This window comes from Verrucosispora sp. NA02020 (assembly GCF_013364215.1).
Lineage (GTDB): Bacteria > Actinomycetota > Actinomycetes > Mycobacteriales > Micromonosporaceae > Micromonospora.
Genome location: NZ_CP054923.1, coordinates 1003289 through 1021520, shown reverse-complemented (window position 1 = coordinate 1021520; position 18232 = coordinate 1003289). Strand labels below are relative to the sequence as shown.

Below are 18232 nucleotides of genomic sequence, written 5' to 3'. Positions count from 1 at the left end.
GGCGTTAACAGGGTGCCCGTGCTCTACCGCAGGCGTTAATAAGGTGCCCTTCCTTTCACGTCACCGGACGCTGCGGGCGAACTGGCGGGCCGCCCAATAGACGCCGGCGGCGGCGAGGATCGCGATGATGGTCAGCCCCTGCCAGACCCGGTCGTTGCCGATGTCGCCGTTGAACAGCGCGCGGGTGCCGTCCACCGCCCAGGAGAACGGATTCCACTTGGCGACGCCCTGCAACCAGCCGGGCGCGAAGGCGAGCGGGAGCAGAATGCCGGAGAGCAGCAGCACCGGCTGGGCGACCGTGTTCATCAGCGGAGCCAGCGCGTCCTCGCTCTTGACCTTGAGCGCGACGCCGTAGCTGACCGCCGACGTCATCAGCGCGATCAGGGCGAGCATCAGGTATGCCAGCAGCAGGTCGCCGATGAAGACCCGCAGGTCGAACAGGAGCGCCAGCAGGGTGATGATGACCGCCTGGACCATCAGCGACACCACGTCGCGCAGCGAGCGGCCGAGCAGCAGGGCGAGCCGGCTGACGGGGGTGACCCGGGAGCGTTCGATCACTCCGGCGCGCAGCTCGGCGATCAGGCCGAAGCCCTGGAACAGGCCGCCGAAGATGGCCAGCAGCACCAGCAGGCCGGGAACGAAGATCTTGTACGCCTCGGCCTGGGTCGGCGCGTTCAGCGCGGGCTTGAGCAGCGGGGCGAACAGGAGGAGATACATCACCGGCTGGAAGACGCCGACGAAGACCCACACGGGGTTGCGCAGCAGCAGGTGGAACTGCCGCTGGAAGATCAGCCAGGTGTCGCGGGCGAGCTTCATGGGACTTTCTCCTGGTCGGGTCAGGACTCGCGCAGCGAGCGGCCGGTCTTGGTGAGGAAGACGTCGTCGAGGCTCGGGCGGTGCAGCTCGATCGACTTGAGGTCGAGACCGGCACCGTCGACACGGCGCAGGATCCGCGGGATGGCGGTCGCGCCGTCGTCGACGAAGAGACGCAGGCCGCCGTCCTCCAGACTCTCCAGCCGGTTCACGTACTCCTCGCCGTCGAGCAGTTTCTCCGCCTCGCCGGTGGCCACGATGTCGAGGCCGACCAGCACGACGTCGCCGGAGATCTCCCGTTTGAGGGCGGTCGGCGTACCCTCGGCGACCACCTCGCCGTGGTCCATGATCGCGATGCGGTCGCAGAGCGCGTCGGCCTCGTCCAGGTAGTGCGTGGTGATGAAGACGGTCATCCCGTCGGTCCGCAGCCGCCGGATCTCGTCCCACATGTGCGCCCGGCTCTGCGGGTCCAGGCCGGTGGTGGGCTCGTCCAGGAAGACGATCTTCGGCTCGTGGATGATGCCGAGCGCGATCTCGACCCGCCGTCGCTGACCGCCCGAGTACGTCTTGCACTTGCGGTCGGCGAACTCGCTGAGCTGGAACGCCTCCAGCGCGCGTACCGCCCGACGTTGGGCCTCGGCCTTGCCGATGCCGTACATCCGGGCCTGGAGCACGAGTTCCTCACGCGCGGTCGACTCGTCCCAGGTGCTGCCGCCCTGGGCCACGTAGCCGATCCGACGGCGTACCTCACCCGGGTTCTTGAGCAGGTCGGCACCGGCGATGGTGGCCTGCCCGCCGTCCGGCTCGATCAGCGTCGCCAGCATCCGCAACGTGGTGGTCTTGCCGGCGCCGTTCGGGCCGAGGAACCCGAAGATCTCACCGGCCGGGACGTCCAGGTCGACGCCGCGTACCGCCTCGACGGTCTTCGTCTCCCGACCGGCCCGGCTGCGGAACGACTTCCGCAGCCCTCTGGTCTCGATCATTTCCACTCCCCGCTCATGGCCACTCTCCGGCCATATCGTCACGGCACTCCACCACATCGGTACGACACCACGCCGCCGACGACCTGGCCAGACAGTGCGTCATCCCACACTGAGCGATCGTTCGGGGCACCACCGTGAGCTATAAACTCCCGGTCAGAAACCCGCCGGGAGGAGCCACCAAGGTGCGCAAGGTACTCATCGCCAACCGGGGCGAGATCGCCGTCCGGGTCATCCGCGCGTGCCAGGACGCCGGCCTGGGCAGCGTCGCGGTGTACGCGGACTCCGACCGGGATGCCCTGCACGCCACGCTCGCCGACGAAGCGTACGCCCTGGAGGGCGACACCGCTGCGAATACCTACCTCCGCATCGACAAACTGATCGACGTCGCTGCCCGGGCCGGCGTCGACGCGGTGCACCCCGGCTACGGCTTCCTCTCCGAGAACGCCGACTTCGCCCAGGCGGTCATCGACGCGGGCCTGACCTGGATCGGTCCCACCCCGCAGGCGATCCGCGACCTCGGTGACAAGGTCACCGCCCGGCACATCGCCCAGCGGGCCGGTGCTCCCCTGGTGCCCGGCACCCCGGACCCGGTGGACAGCCCGGACGAGGTGATGGCCTTCGCCGTCGACCACGGTCTGCCGGTGGCGATCAAGGCCGCCTTCGGGGGCGGCGGGCGTGGCCTGAAGGTGGCCCGCACCATGGAGGAGATCCCGCAGCTCTTCGAGTCGGCCACCCGCGAGGCGGTCGCGGCCTTCGGTCGGGGCGAGTGCTTCGTCGAGCGGTACCTCGACCAGCCGCGCCACGTCGAGGCGCAGGTCCTGGCCGACCAGCACGGCAACGTGATCGTCGCCGGCACCCGGGACTGCTCGTTGCAGCGCCGGCACCAGAAGTTGGTCGAGGAGGCACCGGCGCCGTTCCTCACCGCCGCGCAGCGCACGCAGATCCACGAGAGCGCGAAGGCCATCTGCCGGGAGGCCGGCTACCACGGTGCCGGGACGGTGGAGTACCTGGTCGGCAACGACGGCACCATCTCCTTCCTGGAGGTCAACACCCGGCTCCAGGTGGAGCACCCGGTGACCGAGGAGACCGCCGGCATCGACCTGGTACGCGAGCAGTTCCGCATCGCCGACGGGGAGAAGCTGCGGCTCACCGAGGACCCGACGCCGCGCGGGCACTCCATCGAGTTCCGGATCAACGGCGAGGACCCGGGTCGCGGCTTCCTGCCCGCTCCCGGCACGGTGACCGCCCTGCGGCTGCCGAGCGGGCCCGGCGTGCGGGTGGACACCGGCATCTCGGCCGGCGACGTGATCGGCGGCAACTTCGACAGCCTGCTCGCCAAGGTCGTCATCACCGGGGAGACCCGCGCCGAGGCGCTGGAGCGGGCCCGGCGGGCGCTGGACGAGATGGTGATCGAGGGGATGGCCACCGCGCTGCCGTTCCACCGCCTGGTGGTCCGTGACCCGGCGTTCACCGCCGAGCCGTTCACGGTGCACACCCGCTGGATCGAGACCGAGTTCGACAACACGGTTGCGCCGTTCACCGCAGTGGCCGACGGCCCGGCCGCCCCGGCGGAGCGCGAGACGGTCGTGGTCGAGGTGGGCGGCAAGCGGCTGGAGGTCAGCCTCCCCGCCGGGCTGGGCGCGGGTACGGCGGGTGCCGCACCGAGCGCGAAGAAGCCCACCCGTCGGGGTGGCGGTGCCACGGCCGGCGCGGCGGCGGGCGGTGACGCGCTCACCTCGCCGATGCAGGGCACGATCGTCAAGATCGCGGTCGCCGACGGCGACACCGTGGCCGAGGGCGACCTGGTCGTGGTGCTGGAGGCGATGAAGATGGAGCAGCCGTTGCACGCGCACAAGGCGGGTACGGTCGGCGGCCTGGCCGCCGAGGTCGGCGCGGTGATCACCGCCGGCGCCGCCATCTGCACCATCGCCTGAGGCGTTCCCGGAGGTAAGGAGGGGTCCCCTGCTAACGCCTGGTGTATAGCAGGGGACCCCTCCTTACATCTCAGCGCAGGTCCTGACATCTCAGCGCAGGGATTCGGCGGCCACCGTGCAGACGGCGGTGGTCAGCGCGGTCAGCACCGGCGAGTCGAGTCGCCAGTGCTGCCAGTAGAGCGGGGTGTCCAGCACCCGGCCGGGGGCGATGTCCACGCAGCGTCCGGCGGCCACGTCGGCGTCGGCGATCTGCTCGGCCATCATCCCCCAGCCGAGGCCGAGCCGGATCGACTCGTTGAACGCCGGGACCGACGGCACGTAGTGCACCGGTGGGTCGACCGCGTGCCCGGTCACCGTACGCAGGAAGCGGTGTTGGATCCGGTCCTTGCGGTCGAAGACCACCACCGGTGCGGCGGCTGCCGCAGCCCGGGTGAGGCCGTCGGCGAACCATCGTCGGGCCATCGACGGCGCGGCCAGCGCCCGGTAGCGCATCGCGCCGAGACGGCGTACCCGGCAGCCCTGCACCGCCTCGCGTTGGGCGGTCACCGCAGCGGTCACCACCCCGTCGCGGAGCAGGGCGGCGGTGTGGTCCTGGTCGTCCTGCCGGATGTCGAAGGAGAGTTCCGGCTGGTCGGGCAGCCGGGCCAGGGCAGCGGGGAACCAGGTGGCGAGCGAGTCGGCGTTGACCACGATCGCGACCCGGGTACGGTCCCGGTCGCCGCCGAGCGGCCCCCGGGCATCGGCCAGCGCCTCCCGTTCGAGCAGGGCGAGTTGCCCGGCCAGACGCAGCAGCGGTCGCCCGGCCTCGGTGGCGTCGCAGGGACGGTGCCGCCGGACGAGCACCTGCCCGACGGTCTCCTCCAGTGTCTTGATGCGCTGGCTGACCGCCGAGGGCGTGACGTGCAACAGGCGTGCCGCCGCCTCGAAACTGCCCTCCGCGACCACGGCGGCGAGCGTCCGGAGCTGGGTGGAGTCCAGACCGCCCATGCAGCTCAGCTTAACCGGATGAAGAATCTTTAGCTGGACTGATCCGTACCCGCGCTCCTACCGTCGGCGTCGTGCTCACCTCTGTCGTCGCCGGTTTCTCCCTCTCCATCGCCCTCATCGTCGCCATCGGCGCGCAGAACGCCTTCGTACTCCGTCAGGGTCTGCGCCGGGAACACGTGGTGCCGGTCGTCCTGACCTGCGCGATCTCCGACGCCCTGCTGATCGGCGTCGGCATCGCCGGGGTGGGGTCGGTGGTGGCGGCCCGACCCGACCTGCTCACCGCGATCCGCTGGGGCGGGGCCGCCTTCCTGCTCGGGTACGCGGCCCTGGCCGCCCGCCGCGCGTGGCGTCCGAGCGCGCTCACGCCGGCCGAGCGGCCCCCGGCGCGGCTCGGCGCGACGCTGCTGGCCTGCCTCGCCTTCACCTACCTCAACCCGCACGTCTACCTGGACACCGTGCTGCTGCTCGGCGGCATCGCGCAGCAGCAGCCGCACCGGTGGCTGTTCGGCCTGGGCGCGGCGGTGGCCAGCGTCGTCTGGTTCAGCGCACTCGGCGCGGGGGCGTACCGGCTCGCGCCGATGCTCGCCCGGGCCCGGGTCTGGCAGGTGCTCGACGGCGTGATCGCGCTGGTGATGGTGGTGGTAGCGGTCGCGCTGTTGGTGAGCTGAGGGAATGATGGCCGGGTGCGGTTCCTCAGTGGCGCGACTCCCGGATACGACCTGACCTACAACGACGTCTTCATGGCCCCAGCCCGGTCGGAGGTGGGTTCACGGCTGGACGTGGACCTCTCCACCGGCGACGGTACGGGCACCACGATCCCGCTGGTGGTGGCGAACATGACGGCGGTCGCCGGCCGGCGGATGGCCGAGACGGTGGCCCGGCGCGGCGGCATCGCGGTGATCCCCCAGGACATCCCGATCGAGGTGGTGGCCGAGGTCGTCGCCTGGGTCAAGCAGCGGCACCTGGTGCACGACACGGCCATCGCGCTGGGCCCGAACGACACCGTCGGTGACGCGATCCACCTGTTGCCCAAGCGGGCGTACGGCGCGGTGATCGTGGTCGACGAGGAGAGCCGCCCGATGGGGGTGGTGACCGAGGCGGACACGGTCGGGGTGGACCGCTTCGCCCAGTTGCGCGATGTGATGTCGGCCGATCTGCACACCGTGCCGGTGGACGCGGATCCGCGTACCGGCTTCGACCGGCTCAGCGTGGCGCGGCGGCGGTTGGCGCCGGTGGTGGACGGCGAGGGCCGGTTGGTCGGGGTGCTCACGCGGCCGGGCGCGTTGCGGGCGACGCTCTACCGACCTGCGGTGGACGCCCAGGACCGGCTGCGGATCGCGGCGGCGGTGGGCATCAACGGCGACGTGGCGGGCAAGGCGTCGGCGCTGCTGGAAGCCGGGGTGGACACCCTGGTCGTGGATACCGCGCACGGCCACCAGGAGCGGATGATCAGCGCATTGCGAACCGTCCGGGGTCTCGACCCGGGCGTACCGGTGGCGGCCGGCAACGTGGTCACCGCCGACGGCGTACGCGACCTGGTCGCGGCCGGTGCGGACATCGTCAAGGTCGGCGTCGGACCCGGCGCGATGTGCACCACCCGGATGATGACCGGGGTGGGTCGCCCGCAGTTCTCGGCGGTGCTGGACTGCGCGGCTGCCGCCCGCGAGCTGGGCCGGCACGTCTGGGCCGACGGCGGGGTACGGCATCCGCGTGACGTGGCGCTGGCGCTGGCCGCCGGCGCGTCGAACGTGATGGTGGGCTCCTGGTTCGCCGGCACCTACGAGTCGCCCGGTGACCTCTACACCGACGAGGACGGCCGGCGGTACAAGGAGAGCTTCGGGATGGCCTCGGCGCGCGCGGTCAGCGCCCGGACCGGCGACGACAGCCCCTACGACCGGGCCCGGAAGGCGATCTTCGAGGAGGGCATCTCGTCGGCCCGGATGTACCTGGATCCGACGCGGCCCGGGGTGGAGGACCTGATCGACGAGATCATCTCCGGCGTACGCAGTGCCTTCACCTACGCCGGCGCACGGAACCTGGACGAGTTCCACGATCGGGTGCTGGTCGGGGTGCAGAGCACCGCCGGCTATACCGAGGGGATGCCGCTGCCGACGAGCTGGTGACGGTCGGCTGGTGACGGTCGGGGTTCGGTCAGCCGGGGTCCGCCGCCGGAGCGAAGAGGCGCTCGATCACCGTTCGGGCAACCTCTCGCGGGTCGTCACCCACCCCGGGTGGTAGCGCGTCGGCCAGCCAGAGCGTGGCGAAGCCGTGCACGATCGACCATGCGGCCAGGGCGTCACCAAGCGGCCCGTGCACGCCGCCCCGCCCGTCGCCCCGCCCGTCGCCGGCGTCCGTCGAAGCGGCGGGCAGTGCCGTCACCCCGGCATGCAGGGCGGCACCGGCACGGTTCCGGGCGGCCCGGACCTCGGCGGCATCGGATCGGTAGAGATCGGGGTGGAACATCACCTCGAAATGGGCGCGGTGCCGCACGGCGAAGTCGACGTACGCCACGCCGAGGTCCAGCAGTTCGCCGCCGGTCGATTCCAGCGCCTCGGCGAGCAGGTCGAAGCCCTGCACCGCGAGCGCGGTGAAGAGGCCGGCCCGGTCGCCGAAGTGGTGGGCCGGAGCGGCGTGCGAGACGCCGGCACGTCGGGCCAGGTCACGCAGGCTCAGCGCCGCCGGGCCCGACTCCCTGATCGCCTCCTCCGCCGCGGCGAGCAGGGCACGAGGCAGGTCGCCGTGGTGGTAGCCGCGGGTGCCGGTCATCACCCGAGCCTATCTTGCCATTGACAAGATACGCCATCACGAGCCAATCTTGTCGGCGACAAGATTGGTCTTCGAGGAGGTACCGATGGCTCCGCTGATCGCCCTGGTGGCGGGCACCGCGCTCGCCCGACTGGCCGGCCTGGTCGGGATTTCCGTGCTCGACGGCTGGCACCCGGCCCTGCGGGTCGGGCTGGCCGTGATGTTCGTGCTGACCGGGATCGCACACTTCACCGGCCGGCGACGCGACCTGATCGAGATGGTCCCGCCCCGACTGCCCCGACCGGACCTGCTGGTCACGGTGACCGGCGTGCTGGAACTCGTGGGCGCGCTCGGCCTGCTGGTGCCGGCCACCGCCCGCTGGACCGCCGCCGGACTGGCCGTACTGATGCTGGCGATGTTCCCGGCGAACGTCTCGGCCGCGCGCCGAGGACTCAGCCTGGGCGGGCGCCCGGTCACCCCACTCGGCGTCCGTACCGCACTCCAGGTCGTCTTTCTCGCCGCCGCCGTCGCGGTCGCCGTCGGGCCATGACCGATCAACGCCGCCGGGTTCTCACCCGTCATCAACGGTGGCGGGCGGCGGAGGGTGGCCGGGCCGCTGGCACGGGACCTGCCAGCGGCCCGGCGGCGACCCGGGCACCAGGAACGGGGGACCCGGCGCCCACTGGGCCGCGCGCCGACAACGGTACGCGTCCCGACGCCGATCCCGCGACCATCGATTGGCGACGACCCTGCCCGATCTCCCTGGTAGTAGTGCCGAAAGGTGCCCGTCGACCCCGGGGCGGGAGACGGTGCGGCTGGTCATCAGCGCCCGCGACCGACGCGGTGATGTCGGACACTCCGTCACTCTCGGTATGTTCCGGTCAACTCACCCGGTGACCGGACAGAGGTGACACGCTCCCCTCCGGTACCCCGACGCCCGTCACCGGGGAAAGCCGGATCGCCACTCGGGGGTGTCCCCGAGGACGGATTTCGGTGCTCGTCCCGGATCCGTCTGAGGTGCCCGCCGCGACAGGCTGAGCCATGCCTGCAACCCGGAACAGCGCGACGCTGGCGCTCGGCGGCATCGTCCTCGCGGCGCTGCTCGCCGTGGTCGGCCACGCGGGTGTCGAGGACCTGGACCCGTTGAGCCTGACCGTCAGCGACTACGCCGTCTCCGAGTCCGGTGGGGCCATCCACCTCGCCATGCTCACCCTCGGCGGGGCGTCCGCCGTGCTCGTCCTGGGACTACGCCGCCTCGACCGACCCGGCGGTACCGGCCGTGGTCGCGTCGGCGCGGCCCAGGTGCTGCTCGCCGCCTGGGCCGGGGGGCTGCTGCTGGCCGGACTGGTACCCACCAACCCGCCCGGCACCGAGATGGACACCGCCGCCTACCTGCACCGGTATGCCTCAGTGGTCGCCTTCCTGGCACTGCCGCTCGCCGGTTGGCTGATCGCCGCCCAGTTGCCCACCACCGCTCGCACCGCCAGCACCGCTCGCACCGCCCGGTGGCTGCGCGCGCTGGCCGTCGCCAGCCTGCTCCTCGCCGCCGCGATGATCTGGTCCGCCTACCCCGGCGACCGCGCCTACTACGGCCTGATCGAGCGCGCCCTCATCCTCGCCGAGGTAGCCCTGCTCACCGTCCTGGCCGCCACCCTCCTCCCCACACCCCGCCCCGGGCCTCTCCCCGGCGAACCCGGCGAACCCGGCGATCATGGTGTTATGGCTTCGACAAAAGCCGCCGAAGTGCACCTATCGACAGGCACAACTCCATGATCGCGGGGGCTCAGCGGGCGGGGACGGGCACGGCGGGGGCAGGGCGGGGGTGCGGCGGGCGGGTGGTTATTCGAGTTCGTGGAGCATGAGTTGGCGGGCGGCTTCGGTGAGGGAGCCGGAGAGGCTGGGATAGATGGTGATGGTCTGGGCCAGCTCGTTGACGGTGAGGTTGTTCTCCACCGCCATCGTGATCGGCAGGATCAGCTCGCTCGCCTTCGGCGCCACCACCACGCCACCGATCACCTGACCGCTGGCCGGACGGCAGAACAGCTTGACGAAACCGTCGGCCACCTCGTCCATCTTCGCCCGGGCGTTACCGGCCAACGGCAGCATCACCTGCCGGGCCGGCACCTTGCCGGCGTCCATCTCGTCCTGCGACACACCCACGGTGGCCAGCTCGGGGTCGGTGAAGACGTTCGCCGAGACGGTACGCAGCCGCAGCGGCCGGACCGCCTCGCCGAGCGCGTGCCACATGGCGATCCGGCCCTGCATCGCGGCGACACTGGCCAGCGGCAGGACACCCGTGCAGTCACCGGCCGCGTAGATGCCGGGGACGTTGGTGCGGGAGACCCGGTCCACGGTCACGTAACCGCCCCGGGCCAGCGTGACGCCGTACTCGGCCAGGCCCAGCTCCTCGGTGTTCGGGATCGAGCCGACCGCGATCAGCGCGTGCGAGCCGTACACCTTGCGGCCGTCGGAGAGGACGACCTCGACGCCGTCGTCGGTCCGGCGGACCCCCTCGGCGCGGGAGTTGTTCAGGATGCTCATGCCCCGGGCCCGGAAGACCCGCTCGATCGCCTGCGCCGCGTCGGCGTCCTCGTGCGGCATCACCCGGTCCCGGCTGGAGACCAGGGTGACCTCGACCCCCATCGCCAGGTAGGCGCTGGCGAACTCGGCGCCGGTCACGCCGGAGCCGACCACGATCAGGTGCTCGGGCAGCTCGGGCAGGTCGTACACCTGCCGCCAGGTGAGGATGCGCTCGCCGTCGGGCACGGCGGTGGGCAGTTGGCGGGGGGTCGCGCCGGTGGCGACCAGCACGGTCGAGGCACTGATCGAGTACGGTGCCGCGCCGCCGTCGGGCGTGACGATCACCCGGTGGGTGTGGCCGAGGGTGTCCTCACCCAGCCGGGCCTGCCCGGAGACGAAGGTGACCCCGGCCTTGAGCAGCTTCGCGTGGATGTCGGACGACTGCGCCAGGGCGAGCCGCTTGACCCGCTCGTGGACCGCCCGGGCGTCGACGGTGACCGCCTCCAGGCCGTCGGAGTGCACCCCGAACACCTCGGTGTCCCGATATCCGGTCACCACCTCGGAGCTGGCGATGAACGTCTTCGACGGTACGCAGTCGGACAGCACGCAGGCTCCGCCCGCGCCGTCGGCCTCCACCACGGTGACGGCGGCGTCCAGTTGAGCGGCGACCAGCGCGGCCTCGTAACCGGCCGGCCCCCCGCCGATGATCACGATCTGGCTCACCACGACCGCCCTTCGTCCATGCTCACAGTGACTTTCTTCTCCCCGACGCGTCCGACACGCACCGTCGTATTCTCCCCCACCCGCCCGGCGGGCTATCGTCATCGCCGTGCGTCTGTACGCCGCCTACGGCTCGAACCTGGACCCTGCCCGAATGCGGGCCTACTGCCCGCATTCCCCCATGGTGGGCATCGGCTGGCTGGAAGGCTGGCGACTCACCTTCGCCGGCGAGGACGTGATCGGCTGGGAGGGTGCCGTCAGCACCGTGGTCGAGTCCCCCGGCGACCGCGTCTTCGTGGCGCTCTACGACATCCACGCGTACGACGCGGCCCAGCTCGACGAGATCGAGGGTGTCACCGCCGGTACGTACCGGAAGCTGACCGTCCGGGTCTCGACGCTGGACGGCGACGTGACGGCGTGGGTGTACGTCTTCGACGGCTACGAGGGTGGCCTGCCCACCTCGTGGTACGTCTCGGAGATCGCGAACGCCGCCGAGAAGGCGGGCGCGCCGGACGACTACGTCGTCGAGCTGCGGTCCCGCCCCACCGGCACGGCGTCGGCCTAGCGCGTCTCCCACACCCCCAGTCTGCTACCGACCGGCGGCGCCCTGCCCGGCACCCCCGCCGAGCCGGACGCCGGTCACCGCCCGACACCGCCGGTCAGCCCTGCGTGTGCGCCCGCGCCTCGGTCAACAACTCGACCAGTTCGGCGCCGTCGGCCGGGCCGAGCACGGCGAAGGCGGGCGCGACCAGACGGTCGGTCACCGCCTCGGCCCAGAGCCGGCGACGCACCAGCGGCCCGACCGGCGGGTACGGTGGCGGCCACCCGCAGGCCATCGCCCCGCTCTCGCCCTCCGGCCCGGCCAGCACCGCCTCCAGCGGCGTCATCCCGCCGGCCCGTACGGCCACCAGGTGCGCGCCGGTGAAGTGCTCGCGGAGCAGGCGCAGCCCGGCGGCGGCCCGCGCACCCGGGCTCCCCGGCTCGGAGGGCACGGCCCGCCAGGCGGCGAAGAGCGGCATGGCGCTGGCGTCGGCCGCCGCGACGGTCCGTTCCAGGAGGGTGGCGAGCCGGTCGACGCGGGGCAGCGCGGAAAGCTGGTCCTCGCCCCAGCGACAGCACTCGGCCAGACTGGCGGCGGCCACCTCGGTAGGGCGCACGGTGCGGGCGGCGGCGTCCCAGCCGTCGGCGACGGCGTCGGGGGCGATGAACCCGAGCGCGGCGGCGACCGTCTCGGCCCGTACGTCACCCAGCGCCCCGGCGCGCCCGGTGATGTAGAAGGCCCAGCCGGAGATGCCGAGCAGCCGGGCCCGACGCAGCGTGGTGGGGCACCGGCCGTACGCCTCGCCGAGCGCGAGCACCACCGGCTTGCTGGCCGCCGCCACCTGTTCCGGGGTCATGCGGTGCCGCCCGGCGCGCAGGCGTCCGAGCGTCCGTCCACGAAGGATCCGACCGAAGGTCCGTCCATGACGGATCAGTCTGCCGCGCCGGTGCCCGAGTCGGCATCCCCCTCCTCGGCGGTCAACGCCTCCATCGCGGCCTCCACCTCACCGGTGCGTCGCCGGGCGACGGCGGCGGCCCGTTCGGCGGCCCGGCGGGCCAGTCGGGACCGGCTCAGTTCCTGCTCGGTGACGGCCCGGCGGCGTTCCAGCTCGGCCAGTTCCGTCTCGACCGCGTCCAGCGCGGCCGTGCCGGCGCGCTCGGCGGACTGCGCGGCGTCGAGGTCCGTCTCGGCCCGTTCCTGGTCGGTACGCGCCCGGGTCAGCTCCTTCTCCAGCGCCCTGCGGCGGCGGGTCAGCTCGGCACGGGCGGCCCGTCGGGCCTGTTCGGCCCGCATCGCGCCGCGGTCCTGCCGACGGTCGGGTGGCGCCGGTGCGGGCGGCTCCTCCTCGCCGGTGACCAGCCGCAGTTGGGGCCGGGGCACCTCGCCGAACCCGGCGTAGTGGGCGGGGCGGAGCAGTCGACCGGATCGCACCTGCTCGGCCACGCCGGGGTCGGCGAGGGCCGCGTTGAGGGTCGCCTCGACCTCGGCCAGCGGCAGCTTCCCGGCCGACGGCGCCCCCGGCACGTCGGCGGCGAGCCGGCGTACCTCGGCGACCAGGGCGGCGACCACGGACCGCCGCTGCGCGGAGAGTTCCCGCAGGCGCGGACCGCGTAGCTCGCGCTGGGCGTCCCGCAACGCGTCGGCCAACTGCGCCAGGTCGCCCACCAGCTCGGGTCGCTCGATGGCGAGCAGGTTGACCAGCCAGGCGGCGACCGTGGGGCGACGCAGTCGGGCGATCTCGCGGGCTCCCCGCACGTCCCCGGAGTGCCGGGCCTGCGCCACCGCTTCGTCGCGGGCGGCGACGAAACGGTCCGGTGGCGTGCGGTAGAGCCGCGGCACCGGGTCGGACGGCGGTGCGGGCATCGACTCAGCCGTCGAGCCGGCTGCCCGGCTCCAGCCGTCGGTACTCGCTGCCGGACAGGGCGGTGTACTGCCGGTCGAGCACCGCGAGGCCGTTGGTGTTGAGCAGGGCGTCGTGCAGCGCGTAGACCCGGCGCGGTGCCACCGCCCGGATGAAGTCGACCACCTCGGAGAACTTCGACCAGGGCGCGTGAATCGGGGCGAAGAGCGTGTCGACCTGGATGTCGTCCGGCACGAACAGCGCGTCGCCGGGGTGGTAGACCACCTCGTCCAGCAGGTAGCCGAGGTTGTCGACGAGCGGGATGTCCGGGTGGATGACCGCGTGCCGACCGCCGTAGGCGCGGACCGGGACACCGGCGGCGGTGAACGTGTCTCCGGGGGCGACCGGGCGCAGCGCCTCGGCCGCGTCGCCGAGCGGTCCGGCCACCGAGGCCGGTCCGTGGATGGTGAACGGCCGCCGGGCCAGTTGCCGGTTGATCGCCTCGGCGTCCACGTGGTCCTGGTGCTCGTGGGTGATCAGGACCGCGTCGGCCCCGTCCAGTGCCACGGCGGCCTCGCTGAACACACCCGGATCGACGACCAGCACTCCCCCGTCGTGCTCGACCCGCAGGCACGAGTGGGCGTACTTGGTGATCCGCATCGTGATGCCTCCCATATCGAATCGTGACGTCCTGAGCGCAGTCTGCCGGAACCGGGGAGGCAGCGCTCGACGTCCGAGCTATCACCCGCTCAGGGTCGAAGAAGGGAACATCGATGACTCCGACAAGAGCCCGCCGGCACGCGGCGACGGGACTGACTGCGCTGGTCATGCTGCTGGTGGTGACCGGCTGCGGCAGTGGCGACAGCGGCGGCGACAGCGCGGCGACCTCCGACGAGGCGGGCCGGGCCGCCGCGCCGCAGGCGGCGGACGGCGCCGGTCCGGCGGGCGAGCGGCCCGGTCCGGCGGATCAGCGGGGCGGTGCCGGCGCGGCGGCGGACACCCGGGTCGACCAGCGGTCCATCGTCTACACCGGATCCATCCGGGTGCAGGTGGACGACGTGGAGGCCGCGGCACGGGCGGCGACCGGTGCGGCCACCCGGGTGGGTGGCTTCGTCGGCGGCGACCAGCGCCGCAGCTCGGACGCGGACGCGGTCGCGGAACTGACCCTGCGCGTGCCGGCGGACCGGTTCTATCCGGTGGTCGAGGAGTTGGCCGGTCTCGGTCGGCAGGAACGCCGGCAGATCGACACCGAGGACGTCACCGAGGAGACCGTCGACCTCGATGCGCGCATCGCCACCCAGCGGGCCCGGGTGGAGAGCGGTCGCCGGCTGCTCGACCGGGCCGACTCGATCGCCGACCTGGTCAGCCTGGAGAACGAGCTGGCCCGACGGGAGGCCGACCTCGCCTCGCTGGAGGCGAAGAAGCGGCGGCTCGCCGATCTGACCGCGCTCTCCACGATCACCGTGACGCTGGTGGGGCCGGACGCCAGCACCGCCGACGAGGAGCGGGAGATCGGCTTCCTGGCCGGGCTGAGCGGGGGCTGGACGGTCTTTCTCGCCTCGATGACCGTCCTGCTCACCGTGCTCGGCGCGGTGCTGCCCTGGCTGCTGGTCCTCGGCGTACCGCTGGGCGCGCTCTGGTGGTGGAGCCACCGCCGACGCCGCCGGGTCCGCCCCGAGCCGGTGCTGGTCGCGCCGATCGGCACGCCGCCACCGCCCGGGGTGAACCTCGGGTCGTCGTCGGTCAGCGAACCGCCGCCAGTGCCTGGAGCGCGGTCTGCACCATGAGTCGTACGCCCGCCGGGATGCACCGTTCGTCCACGTCGAACGACGCCCGGTGCAGGTCCACGTTCGGCCCGGAGCGGCCGACCCCGAGCCGGGCCAGCGCGCCGGGGACGTACTCCAGATACCAGGAGAAGTCCTCGCCGCCCATGCTCTGCGGGGTCTCGGCGACGCCCTCCGGGCCGAGCGCGGCGACGGTGGCCGAGGTCAGCACGTTGATCGCCGCCGCGTCGTTGCAGACCGGCGGGCGGCCCCGCAGGTACTCCAGGTCGACCGTGGCCCCGGTGGGGGCGATCACGTCCCGGACCACCTGGGTGACGATCTTCGGGGCCTGTTCCCAGGCGTCCCGGTCCATCACCCGCAGCGTGCCGGAGGCGGACGCCTCGGAGGGGATGACGTTGTAACGGGTGCCGGCGGAGGCGTGACCGAAGACCAGCAGCAGCCCGCTGTTGGCCGGCACCCGGCGGCTGATCAGCGCGGGCACCTCGGTGATCAGCCGGCCGAGCGCGTCGACCAGGTCGACGGTCAGGTGCGGGCGGGCGGTGTGCCCGCCCGGCCCGGTGAGCCGGACGGTCACGTTGTCGGCGGCGGCGGTGATCGGCCCGACCCGCAGGCCGACCTTGCCGACCGGCTGGTTCGGGTCGCAGTGCAGCGCGAAGATCTGCACCACGTCGTCCAGTCCGCCCGCCTCGATCACTTCGAGCGATCCGCAGGGCAGGATCTCCTCGGCCGGCTGGAAGATCAACCGGACCCGGCCGGGCAGCTCGCCCAGGTCGGCGAGTTGGGCGAGCAGCATGCCGACACCGAGCAGGATCGTGGTGTGCACGTCGTGCCCGCAGGCGTGGCAGACCCCGTCCACGGTGGAGCGGTACGGCACGTCCTTGACGTCGGTCAGCGGCAGCGCGTCGATGTCGGCGCGCAGCGCGATCACCGGCCCGTCGGGGCGGCCGTTCACGTCGCAGATGACCCCGTTGCCCTTCGGCAGCATGCGGGGGCTGAGCCCGGCCAGGGTGAGTTCCCGGGCGATCAGGGCGGCGGTGTCGAACTCCGAACCGGACAGCTCCGGATGCGCGTGAATGTGACGGCGCGTGGCGATAAGGCCCGGTACCCGGAGGGCGAGCAGGTGGTCCAGCTCGGACGGCAGGGGCTGGCCACCGGTCGGTGGCGCCTCGGGCCAGGACGACGCCAATTGCTCGCCGGTCGGCATGGTCAACGCACTCGTCACGTCGAATTCTCGATCACTAGAAATGGATGGATCATCGGGGACAGCAGACAGCGTAGACCCCTGAAGGTAACTCTGCGCAACCTCGTTCCGGTGATGGTCGGACCGCACAGCGTCACGTATGCCCTGCTTGGAGTGCCCGTGGACGGGTGGGACAGCAGGTAGATCGCGTTCGTACGCTGCCATCCGCCCCCCACCTCCTACAACGCGTAATCGGGGATGCGGGCGGAGAATCTTGTCGAAACTCGTCGCCCGTCGTTCCGAATTGTCGCATTAGTCGGCGCGATGAACTGACGGTACGACAATTACCCGACCACCCACGGCGATCGGCACCGGTGGACGTTCACACGTCCGGACAGTCCTCGACCGCACAGGGTGTGCGTCAACGAGATCATTCGGACGGGATACCCGGAGACGGCCGCGTCGACACGTACAGCGACCGGAAGAGTGGCGAGAAGCGACCGGAAGAGTGCCGAGAACGGCTCAGAAGCGGTCGGTCGGGCGGTAGACGCCCCACACCTCGCGCAGCGCCCCACACACCTCGCCGACGGTGGCCCGCTCGCGCAGGGCGGCCTTCATCGGGTAGAGCACGTTGCCGGTGCCCGAGGCGGCCTCCCGCAACTCGGCCAGTGCCCGCTCGACGACCGCGCCGTCCCGCCCGGCCCGCAGCTTGGCGAGCCGCTCGCCCTGCGCCGCCTCGATGGCCGGGTCGACCCGCAGCGGCTCGTACGGCTCCTCGGCGTCGATGGTGAAGCGGTTGAGCCCGACCACCACCCGCTCACCCGAGTCGATCTCCTGTGCGATCTGGTACGCGGACTGCTCGATCTCGCGCTTCTGGAAGCCCGCCTCGATGGCCTCCACCGACGACCCGAACTCGAAGACGCGGCCCATCAGCGCGTCCGCCGCCGCCTCGATCTCGGCGGTCATCGCCTCCACCACGTACGACCCGGCGAACGGGTCCACCGTGGCGGTCAGGTCCGTCTCGTACGCGAGCACCTGCTGGGTCCGCAGCGCCAACCGGGCCGCCTTCTCGGTGGGCAGCGCGATCGCCTCGTCGAAGCTGTTGGTGTGCAGCGACTGCGTGCCGCCGAGCACCGCGCCCAGCCCCTGCACCGCGACCCGGACCAGGTTCACCTCGGGCTGCTGGGCGGTCAACTGCACGCCCGCGGTCTGGGTGTGGAAGCGGAGCATCAGCGACTTCGGGTTCTTCGCCCCGAACTCGTCGCGCATGAGGCGGGCCCAGATCCGCCGGGCCGCCCGGAACTTCGCCACCTCCTCCAGCAGCGTGGTGCGGGCGACGAAGAAGAACGACAGCCGGGGCGCGAAGTCGTCCACGGCCAGCCCGGCGGCGATCGCGGCGCGGACGTACTCGACGCCGTTGGCCAGCGTGAAGGCGATCTCCTGCACCGGGGAGGCACCGGCCTCGGCCATGTGGTAGCCCGAGATCGAGATAGTGTTCCACTTCGGCACCTCGGTCCGGCAGTAGCCGAACGTGTCGGCGACCAGCCGCAACGACGGCTTCGGCGGGAAGATGTAGGTGCCCCGCGCGATGTACTCCTTGAGGATGTCGTTCTGGATGGTGCCGTTGAGCGCGGCGCCCGGCACCCCGTTCTCCTCGGCGACGAGCTGGTAGAGCAGCAGCAGCACCGAGCCCGGCGCGTTGATCGTCATCGAGGTGGAGACCTTGTCCAGCGGGATGCCGTCGAAGAGCAGCCGCATGTCCTCGATGGAGTCGATGGCGACCCCGACCTTGCCGACCTCGCCGGAGGCGATCGGGTCGTCGGAGTCGTACCCCATCTGGGTGGGCAGGTCGAAGGCGACGGAGAGGCCCATGGTGCCGGCCCGCAACAACTGGTGGTACCGCGCGTTGGACTCCGTGGCGGTGCCGAAGCCGGCGTACTGACGCATGGTCCACGGGCGGGAGGTGTACATGGTGGGATAGACCCCACGGGTGTACGGGTACTCGCCGGGAGCGCCCAGCCGGGAGTCCAGGTCACCCGGCAGGTGCTCCGCCGTGTAGACGCCCTCGATCGGGAAGCCGGACTCGCTTGACCGCCGCCGTTCGCTCATCACCGGATGGTAGGACGAATGTGCTGGTCACAGGGTGAGGGATAGCGCACACTGAGCCGCCCGACGCCGACACTCG

17 protein-coding genes are annotated in these 18232 nt (G+C 72.0%); 7 read left to right on the top strand and 10 right to left on the bottom strand.

Features of this window, described 5'->3' with window-relative positions:
- Positions 1 to 60: 60 nt before the first annotated feature.
- Both HUT12_RS04380 and HUT12_RS04375 read right to left on the bottom strand, forming a co-directional pair.
- A complete protein-coding gene (locus tag HUT12_RS04380) occupies positions 61 to 816 on the bottom strand; it encodes an ABC transporter permease (RefSeq protein ID WP_176092558.1) in 756 nt (251 codons plus the stop codon).
- A gap of 20 nt (positions 817 to 836) precedes the next feature.
- Positions 837 to 1796 (bottom strand): ATP-binding cassette domain-containing protein, encoded by a 960-nt coding sequence (locus HUT12_RS04375; protein WP_131053122.1) that lies wholly within the window; start codon positions 1794 to 1796, stop codon positions 837 to 839.
- Between the two features lie 182 nt (positions 1797 to 1978).
- On the opposite strand from HUT12_RS04375, the gene HUT12_RS04370 reads away from it, so the two are divergent.
- A complete protein-coding gene (locus HUT12_RS04370; protein ID WP_176092557.1) occupies positions 1979 to 3730 on the top strand; it encodes a biotin carboxylase N-terminal domain-containing protein in 1752 nt (583 codons plus the stop codon).
- Between the two features lie 90 nt (positions 3731 to 3820).
- Here HUT12_RS04370 and HUT12_RS04365 read toward each other — a convergent pair whose 3' ends face one another.
- Positions 3821 to 4717 (bottom strand): LysR family transcriptional regulator ArgP, encoded by an 897-nt coding sequence (locus HUT12_RS04365; RefSeq protein WP_176092556.1) that lies wholly within the window; start codon positions 4715 to 4717, stop codon positions 3821 to 3823.
- A gap of 71 nt (positions 4718 to 4788) precedes the next feature.
- On the opposite strand from HUT12_RS04365, the gene HUT12_RS04360 reads away from it, so the two are divergent.
- Together HUT12_RS04360 and HUT12_RS04355 are read left to right on the top strand one after the other, a co-directional pair.
- A complete protein-coding gene (locus HUT12_RS04360) occupies positions 4789 to 5385 on the top strand; it encodes a LysE/ArgO family amino acid transporter (RefSeq protein WP_176092555.1) in 597 nt (198 codons plus the stop codon).
- A 15-nt stretch (positions 5386 to 5400) separates the two neighbouring features.
- Positions 5401 to 6840: a GuaB1 family IMP dehydrogenase-related protein gene (locus HUT12_RS04355; protein ID WP_176092554.1), complete on the top strand. Its 1440-nt coding sequence runs from the start codon at positions 5401 to 5403 to the stop codon at positions 6838 to 6840.
- A 28-nt stretch (positions 6841 to 6868) separates the two neighbouring features.
- On the opposite strand, the gene HUT12_RS04350 is transcribed toward HUT12_RS04355, so the two are convergent.
- Positions 6869 to 7483, bottom strand: coding sequence for a TetR/AcrR family transcriptional regulator (locus HUT12_RS04350; protein ID WP_176092553.1), 615 nt, complete (start codon positions 7481 to 7483; stop codon positions 6869 to 6871).
- 85 nt (positions 7484 to 7568) lie between these two features.
- Here HUT12_RS04350 and HUT12_RS04345 point away from each other — a divergent pair, with 85 nt between their 5' ends.
- Together HUT12_RS04345 and HUT12_RS04340 are read left to right on the top strand one after the other, a co-directional pair.
- Positions 7569 to 8012 (top strand): DoxX family membrane protein, encoded by a 444-nt coding sequence (locus tag HUT12_RS04345; RefSeq protein WP_176092552.1) that lies wholly within the window; start codon positions 7569 to 7571, stop codon positions 8010 to 8012.
- A 491-nt stretch (positions 8013 to 8503) separates the two neighbouring features.
- Positions 8504 to 9235 (top strand): DUF998 domain-containing protein, encoded by a 732-nt coding sequence (locus tag HUT12_RS04340; protein WP_176092551.1) that lies wholly within the window; start codon positions 8504 to 8506, stop codon positions 9233 to 9235.
- 66 nt (positions 9236 to 9301) lie between these two features.
- Here the strand turns inward: HUT12_RS04340 and HUT12_RS04335 are convergent, their stop codons facing one another.
- Entirely contained in the window at positions 9302 to 10705 is a 1404-nt protein-coding gene (locus HUT12_RS04335) for an NAD(P)H-quinone dehydrogenase (RefSeq protein WP_176092550.1), read from the bottom strand.
- A 106-nt stretch (positions 10706 to 10811) separates the two neighbouring features.
- On the opposite strand from HUT12_RS04335, the gene HUT12_RS04330 reads away from it, so the two are divergent.
- Entirely contained in the window at positions 10812 to 11267 is a 456-nt protein-coding gene (locus tag HUT12_RS04330; protein WP_131055326.1) for a gamma-glutamylcyclotransferase, read from the top strand.
- 94 nt (positions 11268 to 11361) lie between these two features.
- Here the strand turns inward: HUT12_RS04330 and HUT12_RS04325 are convergent, their stop codons facing one another.
- From HUT12_RS04325 to HUT12_RS04315, 3 genes are all read right to left on the bottom strand, one after another.
- Entirely contained in the window at positions 11362 to 12099 is a 738-nt protein-coding gene (locus tag HUT12_RS04325) for a hypothetical protein (protein ID WP_176092549.1), read from the bottom strand.
- 74 nt (positions 12100 to 12173) lie between these two features.
- Positions 12174 to 13106, bottom strand: coding sequence for a hypothetical protein (locus HUT12_RS04320; RefSeq protein ID WP_176092548.1), 933 nt, complete (start codon positions 13104 to 13106; stop codon positions 12174 to 12176).
- A 4-nt stretch (positions 13107 to 13110) separates the two neighbouring features.
- A complete protein-coding gene (locus HUT12_RS04315; RefSeq protein WP_131057846.1) occupies positions 13111 to 13743 on the bottom strand; it encodes an MBL fold metallo-hydrolase in 633 nt (210 codons plus the stop codon).
- Between the two features lie 113 nt (positions 13744 to 13856).
- Between HUT12_RS04315 and HUT12_RS04310 the strand changes: the two genes are divergently transcribed.
- Complete coding sequence (locus HUT12_RS04310) at positions 13857 to 14870, top strand: DUF4349 domain-containing protein (RefSeq protein ID WP_176092547.1); 1014 nt, start codon at positions 13857 to 13859, stop codon at positions 14868 to 14870.
- Here the strand turns inward: HUT12_RS04310 and HUT12_RS04305 are convergent.
- Complete coding sequence (locus tag HUT12_RS04305) at positions 14827 to 16089, bottom strand: amidohydrolase (protein WP_131054493.1); 1263 nt, start codon at positions 16087 to 16089, stop codon at positions 14827 to 14829. The two genes, HUT12_RS04310 and HUT12_RS04305, sit on opposite strands and share 44 nt — an antisense overlap.
- A 480-nt stretch (positions 16090 to 16569) precedes the next feature.
- The gene (locus HUT12_RS04300) at positions 16570 to 18156 is read right to left on the bottom strand and encodes a methylmalonyl-CoA mutase (RefSeq protein ID WP_131054492.1); all 1587 of its coding nucleotides are present in this window, start codon (positions 18154 to 18156) and stop codon (positions 16570 to 16572) included.
- Positions 18157 to 18232 lie beyond the last annotated feature (76 nt).

What these genes read in the sequence shown, in the direction of transcription:
- HUT12_RS04320 (WP_176092548.1), bottom strand. Translation starts at nt 13,106, where the DNA reads ATGCCCGCACCGCCGTCCGACCCGGTGCCGCGGCTCTACCGCACGCCA.
- HUT12_RS04300 (WP_131054492.1), bottom strand. Translation starts at nt 18,156, where the DNA reads ATGAGCGAACGGCGGCGGTCAAGCGAGTCCGGCTTCCCGATCGAGGGC.
- HUT12_RS04350 (WP_176092553.1), bottom strand. Translation starts at nt 7,483, where the DNA reads ATGACCGGCACCCGCGGCTACCACCACGGCGACCTGCCTCGTGCCCTG.
- HUT12_RS04365 (WP_176092556.1), bottom strand. Translation starts at nt 4,717, where the DNA reads ATGGGCGGTCTGGACTCCACCCAGCTCCGGACGCTCGCCGCCGTGGTC.
- HUT12_RS04345 (WP_176092552.1), top strand. Translation starts at nt 7,569, where the DNA reads ATGGCTCCGCTGATCGCCCTGGTGGCGGGCACCGCGCTCGCCCGACTG.
- HUT12_RS04375 (WP_131053122.1), bottom strand. Translation starts at nt 1,796, where the DNA reads ATGATCGAGACCAGAGGGCTGCGGAAGTCGTTCCGCAGCCGGGCCGGT.
- HUT12_RS04340 (WP_176092551.1), top strand. Translation starts at nt 8,504, where the DNA reads ATGCCTGCAACCCGGAACAGCGCGACGCTGGCGCTCGGCGGCATCGTC.
- HUT12_RS04380 (WP_176092558.1), bottom strand. Translation starts at nt 816, where the DNA reads ATGAAGCTCGCCCGCGACACCTGGCTGATCTTCCAGCGGCAGTTCCAC.
- HUT12_RS04315 (WP_131057846.1), bottom strand. Translation starts at nt 13,743, where the DNA reads ATGCGGATCACCAAGTACGCCCACTCGTGCCTGCGGGTCGAGCACGAC.
- HUT12_RS04325 (WP_176092549.1), bottom strand. Translation starts at nt 12,099, where the DNA reads ATGACCCCGGAACAGGTGGCGGCGGCCAGCAAGCCGGTGGTGCTCGCG.
- HUT12_RS04310 (WP_176092547.1), top strand. Translation starts at nt 13,857, where the DNA reads ATGACTCCGACAAGAGCCCGCCGGCACGCGGCGACGGGACTGACTGCG.